The organism is Mesorhizobium sp. CAU 1732 (assembly GCF_039888675.1).
GTDB lineage: Bacteria > Pseudomonadota > Alphaproteobacteria > Rhizobiales > Rhizobiaceae > Aerobium.
The window spans coordinates 1,350,810-1,373,541 of sequence record NZ_JBDQQR010000001.1; the positions used below are offsets into that span (position 1 = coordinate 1,350,810).

Annotated in this window: 26 protein-coding genes; 9 read left to right on the top strand and 17 right to left on the bottom strand. The window is 63.2% G+C overall.

All coding sequences use genetic code 11. The annotated features are described in order from the left end of the window. Together AAFN55_RS06595 and AAFN55_RS06600 are read right to left on the bottom strand one after the other, a co-directional pair. The gene (locus tag AAFN55_RS06595) at nt 1-873 is read right to left on the bottom strand and encodes a phosphoribulokinase (RefSeq protein WP_347798061.1); all 873 of its coding nucleotides are present in this window, start codon (nt 871-873) and stop codon (nt 1-3) included. A 15-nt stretch (nt 874-888) separates the two neighbouring features. Next, a complete protein-coding gene (locus tag AAFN55_RS06600) occupies nt 889-1,944 on the bottom strand; it encodes a class 1 fructose-bisphosphatase (protein WP_347798062.1) in 1,056 nt (351 codons plus the stop codon). 121 nt (nt 1,945-2,065) lie between these two features. On the opposite strand from AAFN55_RS06600, the gene AAFN55_RS06605 reads away from it, so the two are divergent. After that, the gene (locus AAFN55_RS06605; protein ID WP_347798063.1) at nt 2,066-2,995 is read left to right on the top strand and encodes a LysR substrate-binding domain-containing protein; all 930 of its coding nucleotides are present in this window, start codon (nt 2,066-2,068) and stop codon (nt 2,993-2,995) included. 15 nt (nt 2,996-3,010) lie between these two features. Here the strand turns inward: AAFN55_RS06605 and AAFN55_RS06610 are convergent, their stop codons facing one another. From AAFN55_RS06610 to AAFN55_RS06635, 6 genes are all read right to left on the bottom strand, one after another. After that, on the bottom strand, nt 3,011-3,640 hold the full coding sequence (locus AAFN55_RS06610) for a hypothetical protein (protein WP_347798064.1): 630 nt from the start codon (nt 3,638-3,640) through the stop codon (nt 3,011-3,013). Next, nucleotides 3,637-4,461 carry an ABC transporter permease gene (locus AAFN55_RS06615; protein ID WP_347800206.1) on the bottom strand — a complete coding sequence of 275 codons (825 nt, stop codon included), beginning with the start codon at nt 4,459-4,461 and terminating at the stop codon, nt 3,637-3,639. Before AAFN55_RS06615 ends, AAFN55_RS06610 begins: the two co-directional genes overlap by 4 nt. A 53-nt stretch (nt 4,462-4,514) precedes the next feature. Beyond that, complete coding sequence (locus AAFN55_RS06620) at nt 4,515-5,303, bottom strand: ATP-binding cassette domain-containing protein (RefSeq protein WP_347798065.1); 789 nt, start codon at nt 5,301-5,303, stop codon at nt 4,515-4,517. A 108-nt stretch (nt 5,304-5,411) separates the two neighbouring features. Further along, nucleotides 5,412-5,969: a hypothetical protein gene (locus tag AAFN55_RS06625; protein WP_347798066.1), complete on the bottom strand. Its 558-nt coding sequence runs from the start codon at nt 5,967-5,969 to the stop codon at nt 5,412-5,414. Beyond that, the gene (locus AAFN55_RS06630) at nt 5,942-6,913 is read right to left on the bottom strand and encodes a YVTN family beta-propeller repeat protein (RefSeq protein WP_347798067.1); all 972 of its coding nucleotides are present in this window, start codon (nt 6,911-6,913) and stop codon (nt 5,942-5,944) included. The genes AAFN55_RS06625 and AAFN55_RS06630 overlap by 28 nt, the downstream gene beginning before the upstream one ends. A 27-nt stretch (nt 6,914-6,940) precedes the next feature. After that, nucleotides 6,941-8,110, bottom strand: a complete 1,170-nt coding sequence (locus AAFN55_RS06635) for an ABC transporter substrate-binding protein (RefSeq protein ID WP_347800207.1) — start codon at nt 8,108-8,110, stop codon at nt 6,941-6,943. Nucleotides 8,111-8,314: 204 nt separating this feature from the next. Here AAFN55_RS06635 and AAFN55_RS06640 point away from each other — a divergent pair, with 204 nt between their 5' ends. From AAFN55_RS06640 to AAFN55_RS06665, 6 genes are read left to right on the top strand one after another with little or no spacing between them, the layout of a single operon-like run. Next, nucleotides 8,315-8,809, top strand: a complete 495-nt coding sequence (locus AAFN55_RS06640) for a DUF3280 domain-containing protein (RefSeq protein WP_347798068.1) — start codon at nt 8,315-8,317, stop codon at nt 8,807-8,809. Continuing rightward, nucleotides 8,806-9,999, top strand: a complete 1,194-nt coding sequence (locus AAFN55_RS06645; protein WP_347798069.1) for a (5-formylfuran-3-yl)methyl phosphate synthase — start codon at nt 8,806-8,808, stop codon at nt 9,997-9,999. The genes AAFN55_RS06640 and AAFN55_RS06645 overlap by 4 nt, the downstream gene beginning before the upstream one ends. Further along, nucleotides 9,996-10,682: a dihydroneopterin aldolase gene (locus AAFN55_RS06650; protein ID WP_347798070.1), complete on the top strand. Its 687-nt coding sequence runs from the start codon at nt 9,996-9,998 to the stop codon at nt 10,680-10,682. Before AAFN55_RS06645 ends, AAFN55_RS06650 begins: the two co-directional genes overlap by 4 nt. Before the next feature lie 2 nt (nt 10,683-10,684). Then, nucleotides 10,685-11,254: a flavoprotein gene (locus AAFN55_RS06655; RefSeq protein WP_347798071.1), complete on the top strand. Its 570-nt coding sequence runs from the start codon at nt 10,685-10,687 to the stop codon at nt 11,252-11,254. After that, the gene (locus tag AAFN55_RS06660; RefSeq protein WP_347798072.1) at nt 11,247-12,641 is read left to right on the top strand and encodes a DUF6513 domain-containing protein; all 1,395 of its coding nucleotides are present in this window, start codon (nt 11,247-11,249) and stop codon (nt 12,639-12,641) included. Before AAFN55_RS06655 ends, AAFN55_RS06660 begins: the two co-directional genes overlap by 8 nt. Before the next feature lie 2 nt (nt 12,642-12,643). Continuing rightward, entirely contained in the window at nt 12,644-13,231 is a 588-nt protein-coding gene (locus AAFN55_RS06665; RefSeq protein WP_347798073.1) for a DUF447 domain-containing protein, read from the top strand. A gap of 99 nt (nt 13,232-13,330) precedes the next feature. Here the strand turns inward: AAFN55_RS06665 and AAFN55_RS06670 are convergent, their stop codons facing one another. After that, nucleotides 13,331-13,696 (bottom strand): c-type cytochrome, encoded by a 366-nt coding sequence (locus AAFN55_RS06670; RefSeq protein WP_347798074.1) that lies wholly within the window; start codon nt 13,694-13,696, stop codon nt 13,331-13,333. Nucleotides 13,697-13,759: 63 nt separating this feature from the next. Next, entirely contained in the window at nt 13,760-14,794 is a 1,035-nt protein-coding gene (locus AAFN55_RS06675) for a hydantoinase/oxoprolinase family protein (RefSeq protein WP_347798075.1), read from the bottom strand. Nucleotides 14,795-14,836: 42 nt separating this feature from the next. On the opposite strand from AAFN55_RS06675, the gene AAFN55_RS06680 reads away from it, so the two are divergent. Next, on the top strand, nt 14,837-15,538 hold the full coding sequence (locus tag AAFN55_RS06680) for a HisA/HisF-related TIM barrel protein (protein ID WP_347798076.1): 702 nt from the start codon (nt 14,837-14,839) through the stop codon (nt 15,536-15,538). 141 nt (nt 15,539-15,679) lie between these two features. On the opposite strand, the gene fae is transcribed toward AAFN55_RS06680, so the two are convergent. The 7 genes from fae to AAFN55_RS06715 all read right to left on the bottom strand — a co-directional run bounded on the left by fae (nt 15,680) and on the right by AAFN55_RS06715 (nt 22,204). Beyond that, complete coding sequence (gene fae, locus AAFN55_RS06685) at nt 15,680-16,186, bottom strand: formaldehyde-activating enzyme (RefSeq protein ID WP_347798077.1); 507 nt, start codon at nt 16,184-16,186, stop codon at nt 15,680-15,682. Nucleotides 16,187-16,337: 151 nt separating this feature from the next. Then, nucleotides 16,338-17,201, bottom strand: coding sequence for a triphosphoribosyl-dephospho-CoA synthase (locus AAFN55_RS06690; protein ID WP_347798078.1), 864 nt, complete (start codon nt 17,199-17,201; stop codon nt 16,338-16,340). Nucleotide 17,202: 1 nt separating this feature from the next. Then, a complete protein-coding gene (locus AAFN55_RS06695) occupies nt 17,203-18,147 on the bottom strand; it encodes a RimK family alpha-L-glutamate ligase (protein ID WP_347798079.1) in 945 nt (314 codons plus the stop codon). A 58-nt stretch (nt 18,148-18,205) separates the two neighbouring features. Further along, nucleotides 18,206-19,162 carry a methenyltetrahydromethanopterin cyclohydrolase gene (gene mch, locus AAFN55_RS06700; RefSeq protein WP_347798080.1) on the bottom strand — a complete coding sequence of 319 codons (957 nt, stop codon included), beginning with the start codon at nt 19,160-19,162 and terminating at the stop codon, nt 18,206-18,208. Then, nucleotides 19,159-20,151, bottom strand: coding sequence for an ATP-grasp domain-containing protein (locus AAFN55_RS06705; protein WP_347798081.1), 993 nt, complete (start codon nt 20,149-20,151; stop codon nt 19,159-19,161). Before AAFN55_RS06705 ends, mch begins: the two co-directional genes overlap by 4 nt. 115 nt (nt 20,152-20,266) lie before the next feature. Beyond that, nucleotides 20,267-21,163, bottom strand: a complete 897-nt coding sequence (locus tag AAFN55_RS06710; RefSeq protein WP_347798082.1) for a methylene-tetrahydromethanopterin dehydrogenase N-terminal domain-containing protein — start codon at nt 21,161-21,163, stop codon at nt 20,267-20,269. Nucleotides 21,164-21,235: 72 nt separating this feature from the next. Continuing rightward, nucleotides 21,236-22,204, bottom strand: coding sequence for a beta-ribofuranosylaminobenzene 5'-phosphate synthase family protein (locus tag AAFN55_RS06715; RefSeq protein WP_347798083.1), 969 nt, complete (start codon nt 22,202-22,204; stop codon nt 21,236-21,238). Between the two features lie 145 nt (nt 22,205-22,349). Here AAFN55_RS06715 and AAFN55_RS06720 point away from each other — a divergent pair, with 145 nt between their 5' ends. Continuing rightward, the gene (locus tag AAFN55_RS06720; RefSeq protein ID WP_347798084.1) at nt 22,350-22,730 is read left to right on the top strand and encodes a 4a-hydroxytetrahydrobiopterin dehydratase; all 381 of its coding nucleotides are present in this window, start codon (nt 22,350-22,352) and stop codon (nt 22,728-22,730) included. Nucleotides 22,731-22,732 lie beyond the last annotated feature (2 nt).

The window sequence follows — 22,732 nt, forward strand, 5'->3', positions numbered from 1 at the left end:
TCACGAGACACGGTTCTTGCGTTCGATCAGCTGCAGGATCAGCGGCGTAAGGATCAACTGCATGGCGAGGTCGAGCTTGTTGCCCGGCACGACGATGGAATTCGCCCGCGACATGAAGCTGTTGTGAATCATCGACAGCAGGTAGGCGAAGTCGATGCCGCGCGGATTGGCGAAGCGGATGACCAGCATCGACTCGTCCGGTGTCGGGATCCAGCGCGCGATGAACGGGTTCGACGTGTCGACGATCGGCACGCGCTGGAAGTTGATGTTGGTCTGCGAGAATTGCGGGACGATGAATCGGGTATAGTCCGGCATCCGCCGCAGGATCACGTCCATCACGTCTTCGGTCGAATAGCCGCGGGTTGCCCGGTCGCGATGGATCTTTTGGATCCATTCCAGGTTGATGACCGGCACAACGCCGATCTTCAGGTCGGCATGCTTGGCGAGATCGACCTTGTCGGTGACGACGCAGCCGTGCAGTCCCTCGTAGAAGAGCAACCGGCTTTCGGGGAATTCGCGCCAATCGGTGAAGGTGCCGGGCGGGGAACCGAGCTGCTTCGCCTCCTCCTCGTCGTGGACATAGGTACGGGTGCGGCCGGTTCCCTTGCGGCCATATTCCTCGAACACCTCCTCGAGGATTTCGAGCTCGTTGGCCTCGGCGTTGAAATGCGTGAAGTAGGGATTGCCGAGCTTCTCCTCCGCGGCGACCTTGTCCTTCATCGCCTGGCGGTCGTAGCGGTGGAAGGCGTCGCCTTCGATGAAGGCCGCCTCGATCTTCTCACGGCGAAAGATCTGCTCGAAGATCCTCTTGACCGATGTCGTCCCCGCGCCGGAGGAGCCGGTGATCGAGATGATGGGATGCCTGGCGGACATTTTTTCTGGCTCCAGTCAGGCGCGGAAGAGGCCGCGGTTGCCGAACAGCGGCGCGCGTTCGCCGATGGTGCTCGGCTCGACGTGGTATCGGGCGATGCGCTCGACCTCGCGCGCCGAGCCGAAGACCAGCGGTATGCGCTGGTGCAGATGCTCGGGCTCGATCTCGAGGATGCGGTCGACGGTGTCTGTGGCCACTCCGCCGGCCTGCTCTATCAGGAAGGCGATCGGGTTCGCCTCGTAGACCAGGCGCAGCCGTCCCTGATGGTAACCGCGACGCCGGTCGCCGGGATACAGATACACGCCGCCGCGGATGAGTATGCGATAGCAGTCGGCAACGAGACAGGCGATCCAGCGCATGTTGAAATTCTTCCCGCGCGGGCCCTCGGAGCCCTGCAGGCAGTCGTCGACATACAGCCGGACCGCCTCGTCCCAATGCCGGTAGTTGGAGGCGTTGACCGCGAATTCCTGCGCGCGCGGCGGGATGATCCGGCTCTCATAGGCCTGGATGAATGTGCCGAGCCTTGCCGAGAACACGAAGACATGCGTGCCGCTGCCCAGCGACAGCACCAGCGCCAGTTGTGGCCCGTAGACGAAGAAGCCCGCGCCGAGCTGGTTCACGCCAGCCTGCAAAAAAGCGGCGGCCGGATTTCCATCCGGCGCGCCAGTCGCTGGGAGAGCAGGGAGGAGCGAAAAAATCGTCCCGATCGACAGGTTGGCGTCGATGTTGGAGGAGCCGTCGAGCGGATCTATCGCGACGGCCAGAGGTGCGCTGCCGTCGAGTAGGACAGGCTGCTCCAGCTCTTCGGAGGCATAGAGCGCGACCGGCGCATGCCGCATGGCGTCGAGGAAGATGTCGTCCGCGAAGACATCCAGATCCTTCTGGACATCGCCGCCGGCATTGCCGCCACGCGTTCCCGCGAAGGCGGCGCCGAGCGCTCCGTGGCTGATCGTGTGGCGGACCTTGACCGCGGCTTCGGCAAGCTTGCGGACCGTCGCTGCGACGGCGGACCGGCTCTCGTCCTCATTGCGGACATAGGAGTTCAGAAAGGCGTCAAGCGTCGGCGCGGTCATTGTCTCTCCTCCGAAACCGCGCCCTCTTCAGGCATCGGCTTGGGAGGAAGAGAACAAGTGTTGATAGATAAGTAAATTTTATTAGGCTTACTTAGTGAGTAAAAATGTTTTATTATGATGCATGCGAAACATTACGCTGAAGCAGCTCAAGGCCATCCAGGCGATCACCAGCCAGGGAAAAATCGTCAATGCAGCCAAGGTGTTGGGGTTGACGCCTCCTGCTGTGACGATCCAGCTCAGGCAATTGGAAGAAGACGTCGAGTTGGCGCTGTTCGACCGCACCCATGAGGGCATGCGTCTGACTGCCGCAGGGCAGGCGGTCGTGGATGCCGCGCAGGCGATCGAGGAGCGGCTGCGCCTGCTCGAAGATCAGATCGATGCGATCAAGGGTGTGCGGGCCGGGAGTCTGAGGCTCGGCGTCGTCTCGACCGCCAAATATTTCGCGCCGCAACTGATGGCGGCCTTCATGAAAAAATACCCTGATATCGACATGCGGCTTCTCGTCGGCAACCGCGCCGATACGATCGCCAATCTGAAGAGCCACGAAGTCGACGTGGCGCTGATGGGCCGCCCGGCGAAAGACGTACCGCTTCGCGCCTCGGCCTTCGGTGACCACCCGCTGGTGATCGTTGCGCCGCCCGACCATGTGCTGGCCAAGGCGCGGGACATCTCCAAGGAGCGGATAGCCGAGGAGCATTTCCTCATCCGCGAGCCGGGCTCGGGCACGCGCATCTCGCTGGAGATTTTCTTCAGCGAACTGCCAGGCCGTCTCGACGATCTCGGCGTCGAGATGGGCTCGAACGAAACGATCAAGCAAGCGGTGATGGCTGGGCTCGGCATCGCCTTCATCTCGGCGCACACCATCGCCTCGGAGGTCGAGGCCGGCCGGCTCGTCATCCTCGACGTTGTGGGCATGCCGATCCGCCGGCAATGGTTCGTCGTGACGCGCTCAGACCGTGCGATCTCGCCGGTGATGGCCACCTTCCACGATTTCCTGATGCGCAAGGGCGCGGTGTATCTGCCGCTCGTGGGGAAGCTCTATCAGGAGTAGGGCATCCCTATCGTCCTACTCCCCTTCCTTCATCACCTCATTCACTGTCTTCGCCAGCGCATAAAGCCGCTGCTCGATAAGGGTCGGAACCTCGCAGACATAGGTGAGCGACTGCACGCGCTCCTCGAAGACCCGGGTTTCCCAGATCAGCCGGTCGGTGCGCGCGTCGATCTCGCTGATGTTGGCGTCCGGCTTGCCGCGCAGGGCATCGACATCCGAGGACTCCTTGCGCAGCCGCGCCGCGAGCTCGATCTGATTGCGCGCATAACGTCCGATGCCGGACATGACCTCCGAGCGTTCGTGGTCCATATGTTCGAACAGGCCTTGCACCAGCATCGCCAGCCGATCCTTCGCCTGATCCGGCGGCAGTCCGGCGGCAAATTCCCTGATCTGCCGCTGCGCGTCGGCGATCGGCAGGCGCCGCGCCGCGAGTTCCTCCACCAGTTCCGGGACACGGCTGTCATTCGACCAGTCCTTGGCAGGCGGCGGCAGTTCCGCTCCGGTCCATATCTGGCCGAAGGAAAGCTCCGGCACCTTGCGCTGGATGCACGGCCAGTCGGGATCGTTGTTTGCCGCCGAGAGCGCCGTTCCTGTAGTCGCGAGAAGCATCGCGACGGCGACGCCGTTTATGGCTGATCGTATCATCCGTTTCCTCCCGTTCCCTGTTTCCTGATCATCAGCCCTCGCGAAGGATCATATGCGATGATGGCGCCGGCAAGGAAAAGCACAGTGAAGCCGATGACGACGGCAAGCGAAACCCACTCGATCTGTCCATAGAAGGAAAATCGGATCAGTTCGACGGCGTAGGTAAAGGGGTTGGCGAGGCAGATCTTGTAGAGCAGCGGACTGGATTCCTGGATGCGCCAGAGCGGATAGAGCGCCGAGGAGGCGAAATACATCGGGAAGATCACGAAGTTCATGACGCCGGCGAAATTTTCGAGCTGCTTGATCATCGACGACAGGAACAGCCCGAGCGCGCCGAGCATCAGCCCGGCCAGGAACACCGCCGGCAGCCCAAGCAGGTAACCGGTCCAGGGCGGCTTGACGCCCCAGAACCTGGCGATGGCGAGGAAGACGTAAACCTGTGCGATCGAGACGATGACGCCGGCGAGCAGTTTCGACACCAGCAGGAACCAGCGCGGGAACGGGCTGACCAGCAGGGTGCGCATATTGCCCATCTCGCGGTCGTAGACCATCGAGAGCGATGACTGCATGCCGGAAAAGAGCAGGATCATGCCGACGAGGCCCGGCGTGATGTAGACCTCGTACAGCACGTAGGTCTTGTAGGGCGGGATGATCGACACGCCGAGCACCTGGCGAAAGCCGGCGGCGAAGATGAACAGCCAGAGCAGCGGCCTGACCAGCGACGAGACGAAACGTTCGCGCTGGTTGAGGAATCGCAACCCCTCGCGCATGAGAATGCCCTTGAGGCAGACGAGATAGCTGGCGATGCCAAAGGCCGGCATCCTCTGTGGCGCCGTTCCCTCCTTTGCGGTCTCCAGCACCGATGGCGCGCTGCTCATGACGGTTCCTGCATCGCGGGAGATGTTTTCCTGGGATTGAGCGTCGAAAAGGCCTCGCCGATGTTCTTGGTGCCGGTCGAGCGGACGATGTCGGATACGCTGGCATTGGCGACGAGATTGCCCTCGACCAGCACCACTGCATGGTCGCTCTCGTCCACCTCGTCGATCAGATGCGTCGCCCAGAAGGCACTGATGCCCTCGGTCTTAACCAGGCTGCGGACGTTGGCGAGGATGCCGGCCCGCGACTGGACGTCCAGTCCCACCGTCGCCTCGTCGAGCAGCAGAAGCGGCGGCCGGTGGAGCAGTGCGCGGGCGATCTCGATGCGCCGCATCTGACCGCCTGACAGGCTGCGCGCCTTGTCATGCAGGCGCCCGGCCATCTCGACGGTCTCGAGCACGGCATCGATGCGGCGGCGCGCTTCGGCCGAACCAATGCCGTGCAGCGAGGTATGGTAGGAGAGGTTCTGGTAGACGCTCAGATCGAGGTCGAGCGTTCGTGCCTGGAAAACGATGCCGAGTCGCCGCAGCGCTTCGCCCGGCGCGCGGCTGATGTCATGGCCGAAGATGCGGATCGCGCCGTGCCGCGTGTCGTAGAGATGGCTGATCAGCGAAAACAGCGTCGTCTTGCCGGCCCCGTTGAGGCCGAGCAGGACGGCGAAGGTCCCCGGCGCGATCGAGAAGGAGACGTCGCGCAGCGCCTGTTTCTGGCCGTACGAATGACTAACCGCCGCGACGTCGAGCGCCGCGACGCCAGTTCCCGTTCCGGCCGGCCTTACATGCTGCATAGAGAGGCTCCCGTCCGCCCTTGCAATGGCAGACCTGGCGTTCCTCCGGGCGAAGCAACGTCGAGCATCAATCTGTCCTTCTGGCGCAATCGAGGTATTCCCACTGCCTCATTTGATCGTGATCGTGCCTTTCATGCCCCTGTCGGCGAGGTCGGGCACGGACCAGGTATAGACGCCCGGCCGCACCGTGGTGAACTGGACCTGGATCGTGCCATCCGCGTCGAACTCCAGCCAGGCCGGCGCGCCGTTCATGTGCACCTCGAGATCATTGATGACGATCTGATTGTTCCAGACGTTGCGGAAGAGATCGGTGTGGAATTTGTACTCGAGACCGCCCGCGGCGGTGATCTTCCAGCGATAGCCCTGTCCGGAGATGAGTTCGAAATCCTTCTGATTGGCCGCGAACTGATCTTCCTTCGTGCCGAGGATCAGCTCAGGCACATCCTTGCTGGCGCGCGTTGGTTTTTCCGCTGCAGCGGCCGGTTCCGCAACGGCCGGAGCATCGTCGTCATCATCGTCCTGCGCCCAGACCTGGCCGTGCATGGCAGTAAAACCGAACAGCACTGCGAAAGCGATTGCCGAAAATTTCCTCATAGTTTCTTCCCCTTCACTTTTTGCTTCTCTTAATTCAGCTTTCTTCAGTTCGGTGACACGACCACGCCCCATGGCAACTGACCGACCGTCACTGATTGCACCGGTTCGTCGGTGGCCACGTCGATGAAGGTGATGTCGTTGGAGACGCCGTTGGTGCTGATGATCGTCTTCTGGTCGGGCGTGAAGGCGAGCTGCCACACGCGCTGGCCGACCAGCACGTATTTCACCACCTCGTAGGTTTCGATGTTGATGACGGCGACGTGGTTCGCAGGCCCGAGGGCCACATACGCCTTCTTGCCGTCGGCGGTGATGCGCACGCCGACCGGCTGGATCGTCTCGGAACGCAGGCCGGGAATCTCGAATGTGATTTTCTGCGTGATCTCGCGCGAAGCGTTGTCGATCACCGAGATCGTGCCGCCGATCTCGGCGCTTACCCACGCCTCCGCGCCGTCGGGTGTGAATTCGACGAAGCGCGGGCGGGAATCGACCAGCACGTTATGGGTGATCTCATGCGTTTCGGTGTCGATGAAATGCGCCATATTCGTCGTTTCCGACGTGTTGACCATGGTCTTGCCATCAGGACTGATGCCCATGCCCTCCGGCTCGACGCCGACGGGGATTTCGGCGATGACGCCCTTCGTTTCTATGTCGATCACCGTGACGAGGTTGTCGTCCTCGTTGGCCACGTAGAGCGTGTTGCCGTCCGGTGACAGCACGAAGAGCTCGGGATCGGGCCCGGATGGCAGGGTGCTCACGATCTCGAGCGTGGCCGTATCGATCACCTGGATCGTGTCGTCGTCGCTGGCGCAGAGATAGATGAACTTGCCGTCATGCGAAATGGTGATGCCGCGCGGCCGCTGGCCGACCTCTATGGTCTTGACGACTTCCATCGTGGCCGTATCGACCACGCTGACGGTGTTGTCCTTCTCGTTGGAGACATAGACCATGTAGGCGGAAGCCGGGCTGGCCGTTAGGCCGGCAGCAATCGCCGCGGCGAGAAAGGGCAGTCGTCGCATCAAAACTCCTCCTGTTGGTTCGGATACTTATTTCAGAACGCATTCGGTCTCCGGCTGATCGACGCCGAGCGTATCCAGCTCCGATACCTGGTGCAGGAAACCTTCTTGCGGCGAGGTCGAGACGACGGATTTGGAATCGCCGAGGAAGATCGGCTGCCTGAGCTGCCAGTTCCATTTGCGGAAGGTCAGTTTCTGGCCCTTGAAGGCGGCGATGGAGAAATCGTCTCCGCGGATGAAGGCTTCGATCTTCTGCGGATCGTTACTCTGCGTCCTCGTGGCCGCGTCGCCGATGATGCGGGCCGCGGTCCATGCCGCCATGTCCTTGGACATCATGCGTCGGCCGTTGGCCTTGGCGAAGCGATTCTGGATCTGGGTGCCGCCCCACTGCTCGCTGCCCGGATGCCAGGCCGACGGCATCAGCCCGGCCGTGCCGGCGACGGGTCGCGGGATCCAGTTGCGGAAGGGGACGTAGGTGCCGAACACCTCGCTCTCGTCGGCCACCAGCACCACGTCGTGCTCGGGCAGGTCCTGCATGAACACGGGGATTTGCCGCTGGATCTGCACGACGCCGGAATCGGTGCGCCGCGCCGTACCGGTGTCCTTGAACTCCTTCTCGGCGAGGATCTGGCCACCGAAGCGGGTCGCGGCGCGCCTGAGCGCATCGGCGAAAGCCCGGTCGCCGTCATGCGAGCCGTAAAGCAGCACCCAGCGCGGCCATTGCTTCCAGATCAGGTACTGCGCCAGCCCGTCGGCGAGCATGCTGCGGGTCGGCACGGTGTGGAACACGTTGGCGCGGCACTCCTGCTCGCGCAATATATCGTCGGTGGCGCCGACATTGAAGATCAGCACGCCGTTCTCGCGGGCGATGTCGGCGATCGACAGGAGTTGCTCGGCCGAGATGTCGGCGAGCACATAGCGGTCGCCCTTGGCGATCATGTCCCGAAAGGTCTGCACGACATCCGCACCCGGCTTCACCTCTGTGACGTCGAGCGCGAATTCCTGGCCCATGAACTTGCCGGTCGTGTTGTTGTCGGCGATCGCCACATTGGCGCCCGCCACGCCTTCGTCTCGTGGCGGAGCGTCGAGAACGGACAGCGCCAGTTGCGGCTCATAGGCGCGCAGGTAGCCGAGCTTGATCTCGGTCACCTGCTGCGCGGGTTTCGCAGCCGCGGCCTTTGGCGCCGTTTCCTGCGCCATGACTTCTTGCGCCATGACGGGCCAAACGTTGACGCTCACCAAAAAAAGTCCGAAGAATACCGCAAGGGTATATGGCACCATGCCCTTCATAGCAGGCGTTCTCTCCCACGCTCCGTAAGCCGGCAAAGAGCCGGACATGCGGTCAAATATTTCGGTGCCACGATGAACTTAACGCAGCGTTCCTCGATAGCAACCCCTATAAACTTGCTGCTCACGGCAAGTTTAATTGCAGGCTTCGCCGTGAGCCCGGCACACGCTGGCAAGATTGCGGTCTTCGAATTCGAGCTCCAGCATGGCAATCTCGTGCCTGGTACGCCGAGCAAGAAGGAAGCCGAAGACAAGAGACGCGAGATGATCAGCGAACGCTTGCGCGATCATCTCGCCAAGTCCGGATTCGATGTGGTCGACACGAAGCCTCTCGCCGAGAAGGCCGCCGCTGCCAACCTGCAGGCGTGTGGCAATTGCGGCGACGATTTTGCGCGGCAACTCGGCGCCGACTACGCTTTCACCGGGGTTGTCTATAAGGTGTCCGAACTTGTTCTGAGCATGAGCGTTCTTGTCCATGAAGCCGCGACATCGCGGCCGGTCACCAGCGCGACGGTCGATTTGCGCGGCAACACGGATGAATCCTGGCGGCGTGCCATCGACTATCTCTATCGCAACGTGCTGTCTTCCAGGCTGGAGAAACTGAACAAATGACAAAAATGCTGGCCAGCGTCGCGGACCTCGCCGAGACGGAAATCGCGGTCTCCGGCGGTGCCGACATCATCGACCTGAAGGACCCGAAGGCCGGAGCGTTGGGTGCGGCGGCGATCGAAATTATCCGCCAGGCGGTACAAAAAATCGCGGGACGTTGCGCCACGAGCGCGGTCTGCGGCGACCTGCCGATGGAGCCTGAAACGATCCCCGTCACGGCCGAAGAGATCGCGGCTACGGGTGTCGACTATGTGAAGATCGGCTTCTTCCCCTCCCCAAATGCCAACGCCTGCGCAGCCGCGCTTGCGCCGCTCGGCGAGCGGACGAAGCTGATCGCCGTGCTGTTCGCCGACCGCGAGCCGGATTTCGGCCTGCTGGACGTTTTCGCCCGCCACGGCTTCCACGGCGCAATGGTTGATACGGCAGACAAGGCCGGGGGACGTTTGCTCGACCATATGCCGCCGGAGCGCATCCCGATTTTCGTCAATCGCGCCCGCTCGCTCGGTTTGAAGGTTGGCTTGAGTGGATCGCTCGAAGCGCCTGACATTCCAAGGTTGCTGCCGTTCGCTCCGGATTTCCTGGGTTTTCGCGGCGCGCTCTGCGACCGGTCGCAGCGTACCGCCTCGATCAACAAGCAGGCGGTCGAGCATATTCGTTCGCTGGTCCCGGAGGAGCGGCCGGCGGGCAGTTCTGCCAGTGTCGACTACCGGCTGTTGGCGGCGCGCGGCTATTCGCCCGGCGCGGGCGACCCGACGCTGGGGGCGGACAAGATTTTCGTCCGGGATTTCGTGCTTCCCGTGCAGATCGGCGCCTACAGTTTCGAGCACGGCCATACGCAGAAGGTCCGCTTCGACGTCACTGCGGACGTGCTGCGGGTCACCAGGAATCCGGAGGACATGCGCCACGTGTTCTCCTACGATGTCATCATGGACGGCATCCGTGCCATCGTCGCGCGCGGCCATGTCGAGCTCAGCGAGACGCTTGCCGAACAGGTGGCCGCGTATGTGCTGGAGGATCCGCGTGTCGTGCGGGTGACGGTCAGGGTGGAAAAGCTGGAGCTCGGCCCCGGCGGCGTCGGCGTCGAGATCGAGCGTCGTCGGGCGAAGGAAAACTTGTCGGCGCTGAGGCCCGGCGCGCAGCCTGAGAACACCGAGGGTGTGCTTCCGGACGGCAAGAAGGGCATCACCCGGTGAGGGCAGCCGTCGTCAAGCTCGGCGGCAGCACGGCCGATCATGAAGAGATGGAGGTGTGGACCGCTGCGCTGGCGGGTTCCAGCCTGCCGCTTGTCATCGTGCCGGGCGGCGGTCCTTTCGCCGACCAGGTGCGCGACGCGCAGAAGCGCATGGGGTTTTCCGATGCCGCGGCGCATGCCATGGCCATCCTCGCCATGGAGCAGTTTGGCCATGTCGTCCTCGATCGCCACGAAAGGTTTTCGCAGGCCAGGTCGACGGACGAGATGAGGCAGGCGCTGGAGGAGGGACGAATCCCGGTCTGGCTGCCGTCCGCGATGGCTGTTCCGGCGCCGGACATTCCGGCCTCATGGGACATCACCTCGGATTCGCTGGCGGCCTGGCTGGCCGGCAAGCTGTCGGTAGAGACATTGCTGCTGATCAAGCAGGCTAGCAACTTTTCGAATCGCGACGATGTGGAGAACCTGACCACGAGAGGCATTCTGGATGCAGGCTTCGCCGCCATGCTGCCGGACGGCATCGATCTTTTCGTAGCCGGTCCGCGCGATGCCGGTAACGCCGCGGCGATGTTGTCGTCTGGAAGGCTTCCGGGGGTACGCATCGCATCGCGAACCACTCCGACTCCGGCTCCCTTGTGGGGAGGGGGCAGGAGTGGCGGTGCGGCGCAAAGCAACGGCCGGGCGTAACCATGCTGGGAAACCTCAACACGCCACGCTGGGCATGGGTTCTGACGGGCTCCGGCCATTTCTTCACGGAGAGCTTCCAACTCATCCACGAGCTCGAACATTGCGACGTCTTCGTTTCCAAGGCCGCGAACGAGGTCCTGCGCATGTACAAGCTGAAGCTTGATTTCCCCGATACGATGCGTGTCCTGCACGACAGGACGGCAAGCGCGGCACCTGTCGGCGCGTTCTACCACGGCGTCTACCACACGGTGGTGGTGGCGCCGGCGTCGTCGAACACCGTCGCGAAATGCGTGCTCGGCATTTCCGACACGCTCGCCACCAACGTCTTCGCGCAGGCCGGCAAATGCCGCGTGCCGTCGATCGTCTTCGCCTGCGACACCGCACCGGAACTCGAAACCATGGCGCCGCACGGGCTGGTCAAGGTCTATCCCCGCGGGATCGACCTGGAGAACACTGAGAAGCTGAAGAGCTTCGAACGGACCCGGGTCGTCGAGTCGCTGGCCGATCTACGAGCCGCAATCCGCGAACGCCAGGCTGAAGTGAGTCACGCTGAACCGAACCGTCATGGCTGAGCGGCTGGTTTTTCTCACCGGCCATCTGGCCAGGGCGCGGCTGGAAAAGCTGCTCGCCGGCCTCGGCGAAACCGAATTCGCCTGGGAGGTGGTCGACATCGGCGTCAAGGTCGCGGCGCTGATGACGGAGGAGATCATACAGCGGCGGCTGAAGCTTCCCGATGGCGCCGATCGCGTCATCCTGCCCGGCCGTTTCCGCGGCGATGTCGAGCGGCTTTCACAGTATTTCGGTATCCCGTTCGCGCGCGGCCCGGACGAGGTCGCCGATCTGCCACCCTTTCTCGGCAGGGCCGGCCAGCCGCCCGATCTTTCCCGCCACGACATGCGTATCTTTGCCGAGATCGTCGACGCGCCGGCGCTGTCGATCGATACGCTGGTCGCCAGGGCGCGCACGCTCGCAGGGGCCGGCGCCGACGTCATCGACCTTGGCTGCCTGCCGGAAACGCCGTTTCCGTTGCTCGGGGAGGCCGTGCGGACACTGAAGGCCGAAGGTTTTGCCATCAGCGTCGACTCCGCCAATACGGACGAGTTGCGGATCGGTGCGGAGGCGGGTGCCGACTATCTTCTCAGCCTTGACGAGAACACGCTGCCGATCGCTTTCGAGCACACGGTGACGCCCGTGCTCATCCCATCGGCTTCAGGCGATCTGGATTCCCTCGGGCGCGCCATCGAGGCGGCCCAAAAGGCCGGCATTTCCTTCATCGCAGATCCTGTTCTCGACCCGATCCACTTCGGCTTCGCGCAATCTCTCGGCCGCTTCATCGAGGCGCGCCGCCGCTGGCCGGAGGTCGAACTGCTGATGGGCACCGGCAACCTCACGGAACTCACCGATGCCGACAGCTCCGGCGTCACCACACTTCTTGTTGGTTTGTGCTCCGAACTCGATATCCGCAACGTGCTCGCCGTCCATGTCAGTCCGCATACGATGCGGACGATCGAGGAGCACGATCTCGCCCGCCGCATCCTGTTCGCGGCGAAGAGCGACGGGGCGCTGCCGCGCAGCTATCATCAAGGGCTGCTGCAAATCCATGACAGAAAACCGTACGCCGCCTCTGTCGAGGATATCGCCGCGCTCGCGGCTGCGGTGCGCGACGCCAATTTCCGTATCGTGACCGCCGAGGACGGCATCCATGTCTTCAACAGCAAGGGTCATGCGGTCGCGCAGGACGCGTTCGCGCTGTTTGCGGGCCTGGGCGTGGAGACAGATGGCGCCCACGCTTTCTATCTCGGCGCGGAGCTGATGAAGGCCGAGATCGCCTGGCGGCTTGGCAAGCGTTATGCGCAGGACGAGCCGCTTGCCTGGGGCGTCGCCGTGCCGGAGCCAAAAACCGACCGGACGCGGCTCGCCGAAGCGGGCCATACCTTGCGGACGAAGAAGGAGGGATAGCGGTGCCCTACATCCGCGAAACGATCATCACGACCGCCGACAAGCGCGGGAAGGTGCACATCGCGCCGATCGGCATCATCGCCGAGAGGGACGGCTGGATCATCGCACCGTTCCGTCCGTCGGTAACGCTCGACAATCTGGCCGAGGTGCCTTTCGCGGTCGCCAACTACACCGACGATGCGCGCATCTTCGCCGGCTGCCTGACCGGACGCAGGGACTGGCCGACAGTTCCGGTCGACGGCTTTCCAGTGCCCCGACTCGCCGCTGCGCTGGCCCATTCGGTGCTCGCGGTGGAAAGCATCTCCGATGACAGCGTGCGGCCACGCCATTTCTGCCGTGTGGTGCAGGAAGAGACGCATGCGCCTTTCACCGGCTTCAACCGCGCCCGTGCGGCGGTGCTCGAACTGGCCATACTGGTCAGCCGGCTGAACATGCTGCCGCGTGAGAAGATCGACGCCGAAATCGCCTATCTGTCGATCGCTATCGAAAAGACCGCCGGTCCCGAGGAGAAGGAAGCCTGGAACTGGCTGATGCAGAAGGTGACAGAGCATATCACCGCTGGCAACGACACGCACTCGGCCAGGGATTAGAGCATCGGACCGAAAAGTGGAATCCGGTTTTCGGATTATTCCGATGCTCAAACAAAGAGATAGATCGCCACTCGTGCGTCCGCAAGGATGCACGGCGATCTAGCCGCCCGACTGCAGGAAATCGACGATCGTCTTGCGCTGAGCAGCGTCGGTGATGCCGCCATAGGGCTTCATGTTGTTGCCGCTGACCACCTGATCGGGATTGGCGATGAACTGGTCGAGCGTCGCCGCATCCCAGGTGATGCCCGACTGTTTCATCGACGACGAATAGTTGTAGTCAGGCAGTGAGCCGGCCTTGCGACCCACGATACCCGCGAGGTTCGGCCCAAGCCTGTTGTCGCCTTCCTTCATCGTATGGCAGGTGCGGCAGGAGGTGTTGAACGCGGTCTGGCCGTCGTTCTGCGCAAGCACAGGTGTGGCCGCCAAGCCACCGACAAGCACGGCCGCAAGAATATGACGTTTCATGTCCATTCTCCGGAGCTTCGGTGTCGAGGGGTAACGTGTCCTGACGGACGCGGTTCCTTCCCATCACTCCCTGTCGGCGGCCAGCAGCGCAATCGCGCTTGCCGGGGCGGCGCTGCTCGCCTCGCCGCGGACGGCGTCGTCGGCGGGGATGATGTCGGCGAAATCGATGAAGCGGCGTTCCATGCGCTGGGCGAGCCGGCTGACCTGCCAGCGCCCCGTGCCGGCGCCGACGATCGGAGCGTCGCCTGCGAGCTTTCCCGCCACTCGAAACGCTGCATCATGGATCATGCGCAACTGCCGCTCGCTGAACCATGAGGCGACATCGCGCCATTCGCCGGGCAGGAGATCGGCCGCGTCCTGCCCCACCATGCGCGCAAGCCGCGCGATCGAGCCGGTGACAGTCTTTTCCCTGCCGTCGGCCGATGGGTGCCTGTCGTCGGCTTCATCGAGTACGCCGAGGATGCGGTGCGCGTCGGCGATCGAGGCGAAATACTCGTTCATCAGCGGCGTGAGCTTTCCGCGAACCGGGGCCGAAGACGCGACGCCGAAAAGGAAGGTGCGCGTGAAGCCGGTATAGACCAGTTCGCCGGTCAGAAGCCGCTCGGCATCGCTGTAGCCCTCATTGGCGACGGCGCATGCCTTGAGCGCGATCATGTCGGTGGTCGTGGAGCCCATATCGACGAGCAGTGCATCTCCGGCGAGACGCGCCGCCAGCGCGGCGGTCGCATGCCAGTTGGCGGAGGCGACGTCCATCGTGAGGTTCGCGGCCTGGTCGATGCCGACGAAGCCCTTCGGTCCGGCATAGATCAGGCTTTCGGCGGGGAACCGGTCGGCGATCTGCTTCAGAAGAGTCACCACGCCCGCCTCGCGGGAGGGGAAGATATCCGACAGTTCGCCTGTCACGGTGAAGGCGTGGAGACCGGCGCCGCGGTAGAGCGGCTCCGCTTCCCGAAGAGCGAACTCCAACTGGTCGAGGCCTTGCCACAAAGGCATCGCGATTGTTGCCGCGGCGACAATGCGACCATCTTCGGCCCGTGTGACCTTCAGGTGCGCGCCGCCAACATCGAAGCCGGCAACGATGCGCTTTCCTTTTTCCAAGCTTCAGGCTTTCATCGACAAGACAGACAGCTCGCGGGGAAAATGTTGCATATCATTCCTGTTCTCGACTTGAAAGACGGCCAGGTCGTTCGCGCGCAGATGGGGCAGCGCGACAGCTACAGGCCGATCGTCACGCCGCTGAACGCGGGTTCGGACGCCGTCGCCGTCGCCGGGGGGCTGCGGACGCTCTTTCCATTCCCGACCTTCTACATCGCTGATCTGGACGCCATAGAAGGCCGCGCGCCAAACAGCGAAGCGATCGCCAGGCTGGCGACCATGCCGGATACGCCGGAGCTGTGGGTGGACGCCGGCATCGCCGATGCGCAGATTCTGGCTGCGACGCTGGCGGAGCCGTCGCTTTGTCCGGTGCTTGGCTCGGAATCGCAACGCGACGATTCGTTGCTCAAGCGTTTTCGCGGCCATACCGGACTCATCCTTTCGCTCGATTTCTTCGACGACGGGTTTCGCGGTCCTGCGGCCCTTCTCAACCAACCCGATTTGTGGCCGCAAAGAGTAATCGTCATGACGCTCGCCAAGGTCGGCTCTGCAACCGGCCCCGATTTCGCGCGATTGCGGGAGATCAAAGCGAAGGCCGGAAGCCGCTCAGTTATCGCTGCCGGCGGCGTGCGCGACGAAGCCGACATCCGCGCGCTGTCGTCGCTCGGCATCGAAGCGGCGCTGGTCGCCACCTCGCTTCACAACGGCATGCTTACGGCCAAGCAACTCGCGTTGCTGGGCCGCTGATGCAGAACAAAACTCATACCCGTTCCGAAGGAATTGCATCCCTTGGAACGGAAAGAGTCAGATGCCTGAAAACGCCTTCAGCAGACGCAATAGACGATCCGGTTCGGCTGAGGGTTTTGCCTGTGCGGGGCTGTCTCGTGTCTAGGCGGCGAACGGATGCTTCGCCTGATCCCGCTGGGCGGTCGCTTCGGCGGCAGTAGGCTTGCCTTCGATCGCGCGCTGGATGGCTTCCTTCGTCGCCTGGTAGTTGTACTGCTGGATTTTGGCGTCGTCAGTGGCATCCCAATGGATGAACACGCCGACGCAGATGAACACGTCGTCCGCCTCGTCGGCCGGGATGATCCCTTCGGCAACGGCGTCCTGGACCGCCTTGGCGACCGCATGTTGCGCCGGGCCGAACATCTGGACCGCCTGCTTGGCGCCCTTGATGGTGACCTTGTTGAACAGAATCGTATTGGGCTTGCATTGAAGATTTGGCGCAATCACCGCCAGGAGAGAGGTAAAGCCGTCCTTGTTGTTGGTGAGCGCGTTGCAAAAGGCTGTTTCGACTGCGCTTCCCCGTGGTCCGATGAGCAGGTCCACATGGGCAACTTCGTTGCCGTCGCCGACCAGGGATTCACCGACCATCACTTTCGAGATTTTAGCCATGCCAATTTTCCTCCACGAGATCGTTATGGAGTCCAAAGACGCCGCAACCGAGCGGACGCTCGATGGACGACTATCCTTGTTGGCAGCGTCCGGGTTGTCCGGACCGGTTGGCTAGATAGCCGCGGAGGCATTTTGCCCTCGCTGATGAAATTCAACCATCAACGCTGCCTTTATGCAAGTTGAACCTCAAGCCATGGACTAAAAGACTAGCTACCGTCAGGTCGGCCGACGTGCCGGGGTTGACGGCGCGCTCCTTCAGGTGCCTGTCGAAGTCCATGAGTATGGCGATGCGCGCCGCCTCGTCGCCGGGAGCGTCGAGCAATGCCCGAACAGCGATAGCCTCGTCTTGCACCCGGTCTGCGGTTTCGGCACCGTGGTTGCGCGCCACATGACTGTCGGGGAAGCCGGCTAGGAACGCCATGTAGGCGAAGACGGTCGGCCACATGCCGCTTTCGCCGCGGGCGATTGCTTCTTCGAGGGCAACGAGACCGATGCCGAACACGTCGTCATAGCGTGTGACGTATTGGCGGGCGATCATATCGCGTCCCGCCGCTTCCTGCATCACTTCGACAAGACGGACCTTCGGCGTCTCGCGCACGTCGTGCGTTTCGGCAGATCCGAGGCCGCCGGGGGAGGCGAGTACGATCGCCTCGAACACCGAAGCTGTGTCCTCCAGGTCCATCTCGTCGAGAACTTTGCCAAGATTCTCAAGGAGTTCGCCGCCAGCCATTTCCGCCGCGCGAAGCAGGGGCGCGCAGAGCAGGATGATGCCCAGATTGGTGTTGGTCCCGACTGCCAGGCGTGTCGCGCGGACAGCATCGAGCATACGCCGCCCCACCGGCAGGCCGGGGTCGGTGAGCGGCGCGGAGGACACGCTTGCGCTGGTCAGGAACTGACCGGCTGACATGAAATGCCCGTCGGCGAAGAGATGAACGTTGCCGGGCTTCAGCGCCTCGATCTCGCGCCGACACGCATCTTCGTAGGCGGCGCGGACATGATCACGCGAAAACCGCATGTCAGGAGTTTGCCGGTGAGGCGAAACGATAGGGACGCGCAGCCGGCGCCTCCGCACGATCGGCCAGGAATTTGAGCAGCGCCTCGGCGATCGCGTCGGCGATGTTGACGGTGGCGACCGATTGCAGCCCCGACCAGGCCGGCATGCTGTTGACCTCGAGCACCAGCAGGCGACCATCGGCGGCGGCGATGATGTCGACGCCGGCAAAATCCGCCCCCACGACGGCGGTCGCGGCGACGGCCAGCGCCGCCAGTTCGCGTTCGTCGTGCCCCAACACCTCTTCCGGCACGGCACCCCTGTTGATGTTGGTGATCCAGTCAGCTCCGCGCCGGCCCATCATCGCCACCGCCTTGCCGGCACAGACGAAGATGCGGAAATCTCGGAAAGGGGGACCCGCGCGGGCCACATAATGCTGCAGATAATAAACGCCGCTCACCTCTTCCGGCGCGGGCAGGTCGGCAAGCGAGTGGATCATCCTGATGCCGCGCCCCTGTGCGCCAAAGAGCGGTTTCAGCACGAGCGGAGTCCGGGCAAGCTCGCGGGTTGCAATCTCTTCGGCCGCCGCCCGGCCTTCCACGGTGAAGGTCGGAGGCGTCGGCAGGCCGGCGTTCTCGAGCAGAAATGTCGTCATCGACTTGTCGACGCAGCGCTCGATCGCCTGCGCCGAATTCCACACCGGCACGGAAAGCCGCCCAAGCGCATGGAGCACCCCGAGACGTCGCGTCACCGCTTCGAACGATCCCGCTGCGATCGAGCGGACCAGCACCGCGTCCGGCAACTCTTGCTCGAAGCCAGGTATTGCAAGCCCGTCGGGCCGATCGGTGTCGAAGGCAATCGCGGCCAGCGGCGCCGTCACTGCTACCGCGCCGCGCCGGCGCAAGCTGTGCGCCAGCCCCCTGGAGCGCGGATCGGAATTGTCGTTGACGATGAGAATGCGGGGGATCAAGGGACCTTCGTCACTGTTGGCGTTATTCGGGAGGACAAACGAGGCAATCAGGCGCCGTCTAGCCGAGGCTTCGTTCGAGCATCATCAAGTCGCGTCCTCCGGCACGGAATGTATCGCCGGTCTCGATGGCGGTCACGATGATTTCGGCCGGACTGAACAGCAACGGATCGATGGAATAAAAATCGCCTTTGAACTGCTTGAATATGTTGGCGAAAGGCTGGCCGTAATCGCGCGAGGCCTTGCTCGGCAGCTTTTCGGCCAATCCCTTGGCGTCCTTCGCCGAACCCTTGACGAAGAGCTGGACGATGCCACCGTAGATGATCGCGTCATTGGTCCGGCCCATGGCGGTAAGAAAATCCGGGTGCAGGGCAGGGATGGGAGACGCGCCGATCCCGTCTACGATGTTCTCCAGCGGGAATTTGAGATCGTTGGCCTTGTGCAGCGCCACTTCAAGGACGCGCGAAACGATCTGCACCGTTGCGGCGAGGCTCTGGGTGGGAGCGTAGAGGACGGTAAGACGGTCGGCTGCCAGTCCGGTCGCGTCGGCGACTTTCTGCACCACCGCTGGGGGCGGCGGTTCCGCCGTTTCCAATACGAGGACGGCAGACGATGCGGTATCCTTGTAGGTGAGCTTCTCGAACAGCGGCTCGACCCGGGCAAGCGCCCGCGCCGGCCCCGATCCCATGGCGAAATATTTGCCACTCGACAGGTTCCAGCCGGCATATTGCGAGGCGAGGCAGGCGAGCACCGGCTGCGAACTGCGCACTTCCACGGTGAGGGGCCATTTCTTCAGCGAACGGTCCATCACAGCCGAAATGGTGCCGAGGCCGCCCATCGCCGCCTCCGCCATGCGCAGCCCGGCCTCGACGCTGCCCAGAACCTTGGCACCGGCGTCGATCAGGCTTTCCCCCGACGGGCCCTTCGAAACGCTGATCCGCAGCCGCTCGGCGTCATGGATCATGCCGTCGGCAATACGCTGCGCATTCTCGTTCAGGGATGCAGAGCCGTCTTTCATGTCCGATCTCCTTCCCAGCAGTGCTGCAACTGTCTGGCCTTCGCCACGACAATTCTTCGGGTCGCCCCGGCGTTCGGCCCGCGGGCAAAGACTGTACAGACCGGATCGCCGGCGATCAGCCTCGTGCCCGGCGATTGATGGTCGGCCGTCCAGTCGGGCCAGGTTATCTCGGGAAAATGCGCCACCGGCGTGGATGCATAGGCGATCATCGACGCCATCGAATCGGCGAACCGCGGCGTGGCATAGGCCTCGCCTCTCGCGGCCCTGAGATGCGCCTCGATCAGCGGCGCGTCGGCGCAGTCGAAAATGTCGAGTGTGGCGCCGGGACGAGGGTTGATCTCGACGAGCTGGTAGCCGTCCGCGTTGCGGATGAAATCGGCGCTGCACAGTCCGACCAGGTCGGCGCGCCGCGTGAGGCTTGCAAGCCATCCGCCGATCGCCACCGCGTCCTCCCGGTCGATACGCCTCAGCCGCACGGCGCCTCCGTAGCGATAGGGAGCGTCTGGCGCGGGCGACGTCCACTGCCGGCTGAAGCCTATGATGCGCGCGCTGCGGCCGTCGCCGATGAACAGCGCGGAAATGCTCTGCCCGATAACGAAGCGCTGGAAATAGCGGCCCGCTGCCGGCTTGTCGCCGTTCGCGCGCGTGATATGCGCGCCGCCTGCGCCCCCCGCTGTCTTGACCACCCAGTTCTCGGGATCGGGCGGCGCTTCCCATCGGAATGGTGGATGGGGAATGCCGAGTTCGGCGCAGTCGGCGGCCAGCGACTGCGGGTCTTTGACCCGGCGGATCGCGTCACTGCCATTGCCTGCCAGCGGAAAATGGCGTGCCACTTCATCGACCAACTCGGTCTTCCGCTCGAAGCCCGAGCCGAGAACGACAGCGGCCGGCCGGTCATTGCCGACCAGTTGGTGAAGCGTCTCGATCAACCGCCCTCCGGCGATGCCGTTCTTGAGATCGCCAGGAAGCTTGTGGGTACGTTCGGCCATCGCAACTGTGTCCGTATCGCAAAAGAAGTCGGCGACCAGCGGGCGGTATCCCGCCCGCCGCGCCGCTGCTGCCAGCGCCCGGCCCGAAAGCGCGGCGATCAGTAGGACGCCGGCACTATTTGGCGATCTCGCGTGCAAAGGAAAACGCATCCTGAAAATCGAAGGTGACGGTCTTGTCGGCTTCGATCATTCGTTTGAAAAGACCGGATTCCACCTTGTATTTGACGTTGCCGATGGAAAGCGGGCCGATGCCGACAGCCTTTGTCGTTTCGAGCGGCTCGCCATCGGCGTTGACGGCCAGTCCCTCTATGCCGGCTGGAGGCACCGCATTCACATCGGCGGCGATGAGCAGACCGTTGGCGGCCGACAGCTGTACTTTCGAAATCACCTGAACGCCGCCCTTGGCGGTCGTCAGGATCACTTGCGTTTCTTCTGCCAGCGCCTTCTTCCTGGCGTCGGTCGAGCCGTCGGCGGCGTTCACGTTCACCTTGAACCGGGCCTGGATCTCCTCAGCGACCTTCTTCACCCGCTCGATGCCGTCATGGCCGGCAATGGTGACCTTGGCGCCCTCCTTGGCGGCGATGACGGCAGTGCAGAAGCCGACGACGCCGGTGGCGCCGAAGATCGTGATGCGCGTATCCTTCAGGCTGCGCTCGAATTTCTTCTCCAGCGCTTTCTCCACCTTCGCGACCATCGCCGCTGCTGTGGTGAAGGATCCCGCGGGATCGGCGAACACCGAAACCTGGAATGGCGGCACCATCGCTTTCTTTGCGGCGTCGAACATGTCGAGAGCGAGCGAGACGTTCTTGCCGCCGATGAAGATGCCGGTATCGACGCCGGCATCCGGCGGACGCGAGAAGATGGCGTCCTGCACCAGGCCGGTCACTTCACCGACGCCGACGCCGACATAGGGCACGACGGCATCGAAGCCGGCGTCGAGCGCCATGTTCACATCGAACGGACTCATATGCGCCAGCGGGGTCAGCATATGAAGGATGTGCTTGCGGGCCATTTCTTTCCTCTCCGCCTTTGCTGGCGCCGTGCCTTTTTCTTACGTGATCGCGAGCCCGACGATGTCGGGCAATCAACTGCCGACGAGGTTCAGTCCGGTCGAAGTGATCTGCGCGCCGGAATTCCTGCCCTGGACGACCCTGATCTCCGCACCGTCTTCGGCCGCCTGCAGCGCGGCGGCAACCATCTCCAGCGCGGCGCTCTCCGACGGTGCGAAGGCGAAGCCGGTCGGTCCCCACGAACTCTGGCCGATGCCGACGGCGCCTGCCCCCGCAAGACGGCGGGCCAAGGCTTCTACGCGCTTCGAGGTGAAGATGCCGCCCTGCGTCGGCGCGAAATGTTCACCGACAAGCGTCTGGATCGCCGTGACCGCCACGCCAAACGTGGCGATGTCCTGCTCTACCAGCGCCGGCATGACGCCCGTCAGTACATGCCGGCAGATTTCGCCGACGCCGCTGGCGGGGAAGGGCGGAAGGGCGCGGAACGCCTCGATTTCCTGCTCGCCGTGCAGCCCATCCTGCGTTCGGTCAAAGATAAGCATGACGCGCCACTCGTCCGGGAAAGGCAACCGCGCCACGACTGGCGGCGGGCGGCCGCTACGGTCATTCCCGGCATCGATGATGACGCCGCCATCCGTGAAACTGGCGATGCCGATGCCCGACCGTTTGCCTCGCGCAAGCAAGGTTGCGTCGTCTTCTATGTCGAGAGGCAGATCGTGGAGCATGCGCAGCGCCGCCGCGACCGCCAGCGCGATTTGCGTGCCTGAACCGAGGCCGGCATGGCGCGGGATCGCTTCTTCGATCACGAGGCGGTGCTGGGCGCGGATACCGAGGCGGCGGCTCAACGCCGCGAGATGCTCCGCCGCCCGGTCGCTCTCGGGACCGATGACGACAGTTTCGCCCGACCTGGACAGAGTCACGACGGTTTCCGGCTCGCACAATGGCAGGCCGAGGCTGCCGAAGCGGCGTCCGCTCCCGCCGCCTGGGTCGAGAAAACCGAGATGAAGGCGAGCTGGCACTCTTATCGTAACAGAATTCGACATCTGCCCCCCAGTGGGTGCATCATGTGCATCACGGAAGTTCTAGGTGCCTGGCTGCATGATAACCGCTTTCACCTTGAGGGCAAGCGAGAGTCCCGAAATTGCGTTCCTAACTTTGGAGCGGGCCAAACGAACCGCGGAGGTCGAGATGAGCGAGAGGACGAAGGAGAGGGTCTATTCGGAGACGGAGATCGCCGAGCGGCTCCAAAAGGAACTGCCGAAATGGTTTTACGAAAACGGCTGGATACGCAGGAAATACAAAACCCATGGCTGGAAATCGACGCTGATGGTCATCAACACGGTCGGCCATCTGGCGGAGGCCGCATGGCATCATCCCGACATCACCGCCTCCTACGCATGGGTTGAAGTGCGGCTGATGAACCATGCCGCAAAAGGCATCACCGACAAGGATTTCGAGCTGGCGAGAAAAATCGAGGACGTCGTTCAGTGGCAACCGGCCACGGAAGGCGGCGCGCTGGAAGGCACACCGCCTTCCGACCAGCGCTTCGCTTACGTCAAATACGATTGAGG

Bases quoted from the DNA above. Each gene is read 5' to 3' on its own strand.
- AAFN55_RS06595 (WP_347798061.1), bottom strand. From the start codon at position 873: ATGTCCGCCAGGCATCCCATCATCTCGATCACCGGCTCCTCCGGCGCG.
- AAFN55_RS06600 (WP_347798062.1), bottom strand. From the start codon at position 1,944: ATGACCGCGCCGACGCTTGACGCCTTTCTGAACTCCTATGTCCGCAAT.
- AAFN55_RS06605 (WP_347798063.1), top strand. From the start codon at position 2,066: ATGCGAAACATTACGCTGAAGCAGCTCAAGGCCATCCAGGCGATCACC.
- AAFN55_RS06610 (WP_347798064.1), bottom strand. From the start codon at position 3,640: ATGATACGATCAGCCATAAACGGCGTCGCCGTCGCGATGCTTCTCGCG.
- AAFN55_RS06615 (WP_347800206.1), bottom strand. From the start codon at position 4,461: ATGCCGGCCTTTGGCATCGCCAGCTATCTCGTCTGCCTCAAGGGCATT.
- AAFN55_RS06620 (WP_347798065.1), bottom strand. From the start codon at position 5,303: ATGCAGCATGTAAGGCCGGCCGGAACGGGAACTGGCGTCGCGGCGCTC.
- AAFN55_RS06625 (WP_347798066.1), bottom strand. From the start codon at position 5,969: ATGGGGCGTGGTCGTGTCACCGAACTGAAGAAAGCTGAATTAAGAGAA.
- AAFN55_RS06630 (WP_347798067.1), bottom strand. From the start codon at position 6,913: ATGCGACGACTGCCCTTTCTCGCCGCGGCGATTGCTGCCGGCCTAACG.
- AAFN55_RS06635 (WP_347800207.1), bottom strand. From the start codon at position 8,110: ATGGCGCAGGAAACGGCGCCAAAGGCCGCGGCTGCGAAACCCGCGCAG.
- AAFN55_RS06645 (WP_347798069.1), top strand. From the start codon at position 8,806: ATGACAAAAATGCTGGCCAGCGTCGCGGACCTCGCCGAGACGGAAATC.
- AAFN55_RS06655 (WP_347798071.1), top strand. From the start codon at position 10,685: ATGCTGGGAAACCTCAACACGCCACGCTGGGCATGGGTTCTGACGGGC.
- AAFN55_RS06660 (WP_347798072.1), top strand. From the start codon at position 11,247: ATGGCTGAGCGGCTGGTTTTTCTCACCGGCCATCTGGCCAGGGCGCGG.
- AAFN55_RS06670 (WP_347798074.1), bottom strand. From the start codon at position 13,696: ATGAAACGTCATATTCTTGCGGCCGTGCTTGTCGGTGGCTTGGCGGCC.
- AAFN55_RS06680 (WP_347798076.1), top strand. From the start codon at position 14,837: ATGTTGCATATCATTCCTGTTCTCGACTTGAAAGACGGCCAGGTCGTT.
- fae (WP_347798077.1), bottom strand. From the start codon at position 16,186: ATGGCTAAAATCTCGAAAGTGATGGTCGGTGAATCCCTGGTCGGCGAC.
- AAFN55_RS06690 (WP_347798078.1), bottom strand. From the start codon at position 17,201: ATGCGGTTTTCGCGTGATCATGTCCGCGCCGCCTACGAAGATGCGTGT.
- mch (WP_347798080.1), bottom strand. From the start codon at position 19,162: ATGAAAGACGGCTCTGCATCCCTGAACGAGAATGCGCAGCGTATTGCC.
- AAFN55_RS06705 (WP_347798081.1), bottom strand. From the start codon at position 20,151: ATGGCCGAACGTACCCACAAGCTTCCTGGCGATCTCAAGAACGGCATC.
- AAFN55_RS06710 (WP_347798082.1), bottom strand. From the start codon at position 21,163: ATGGCCCGCAAGCACATCCTTCATATGCTGACCCCGCTGGCGCATATG.
- AAFN55_RS06715 (WP_347798083.1), bottom strand. From the start codon at position 22,204: ATGTCGAATTCTGTTACGATAAGAGTGCCAGCTCGCCTTCATCTCGGT.
- AAFN55_RS06720 (WP_347798084.1), top strand. From the start codon at position 22,350: ATGAGCGAGAGGACGAAGGAGAGGGTCTATTCGGAGACGGAGATCGCC.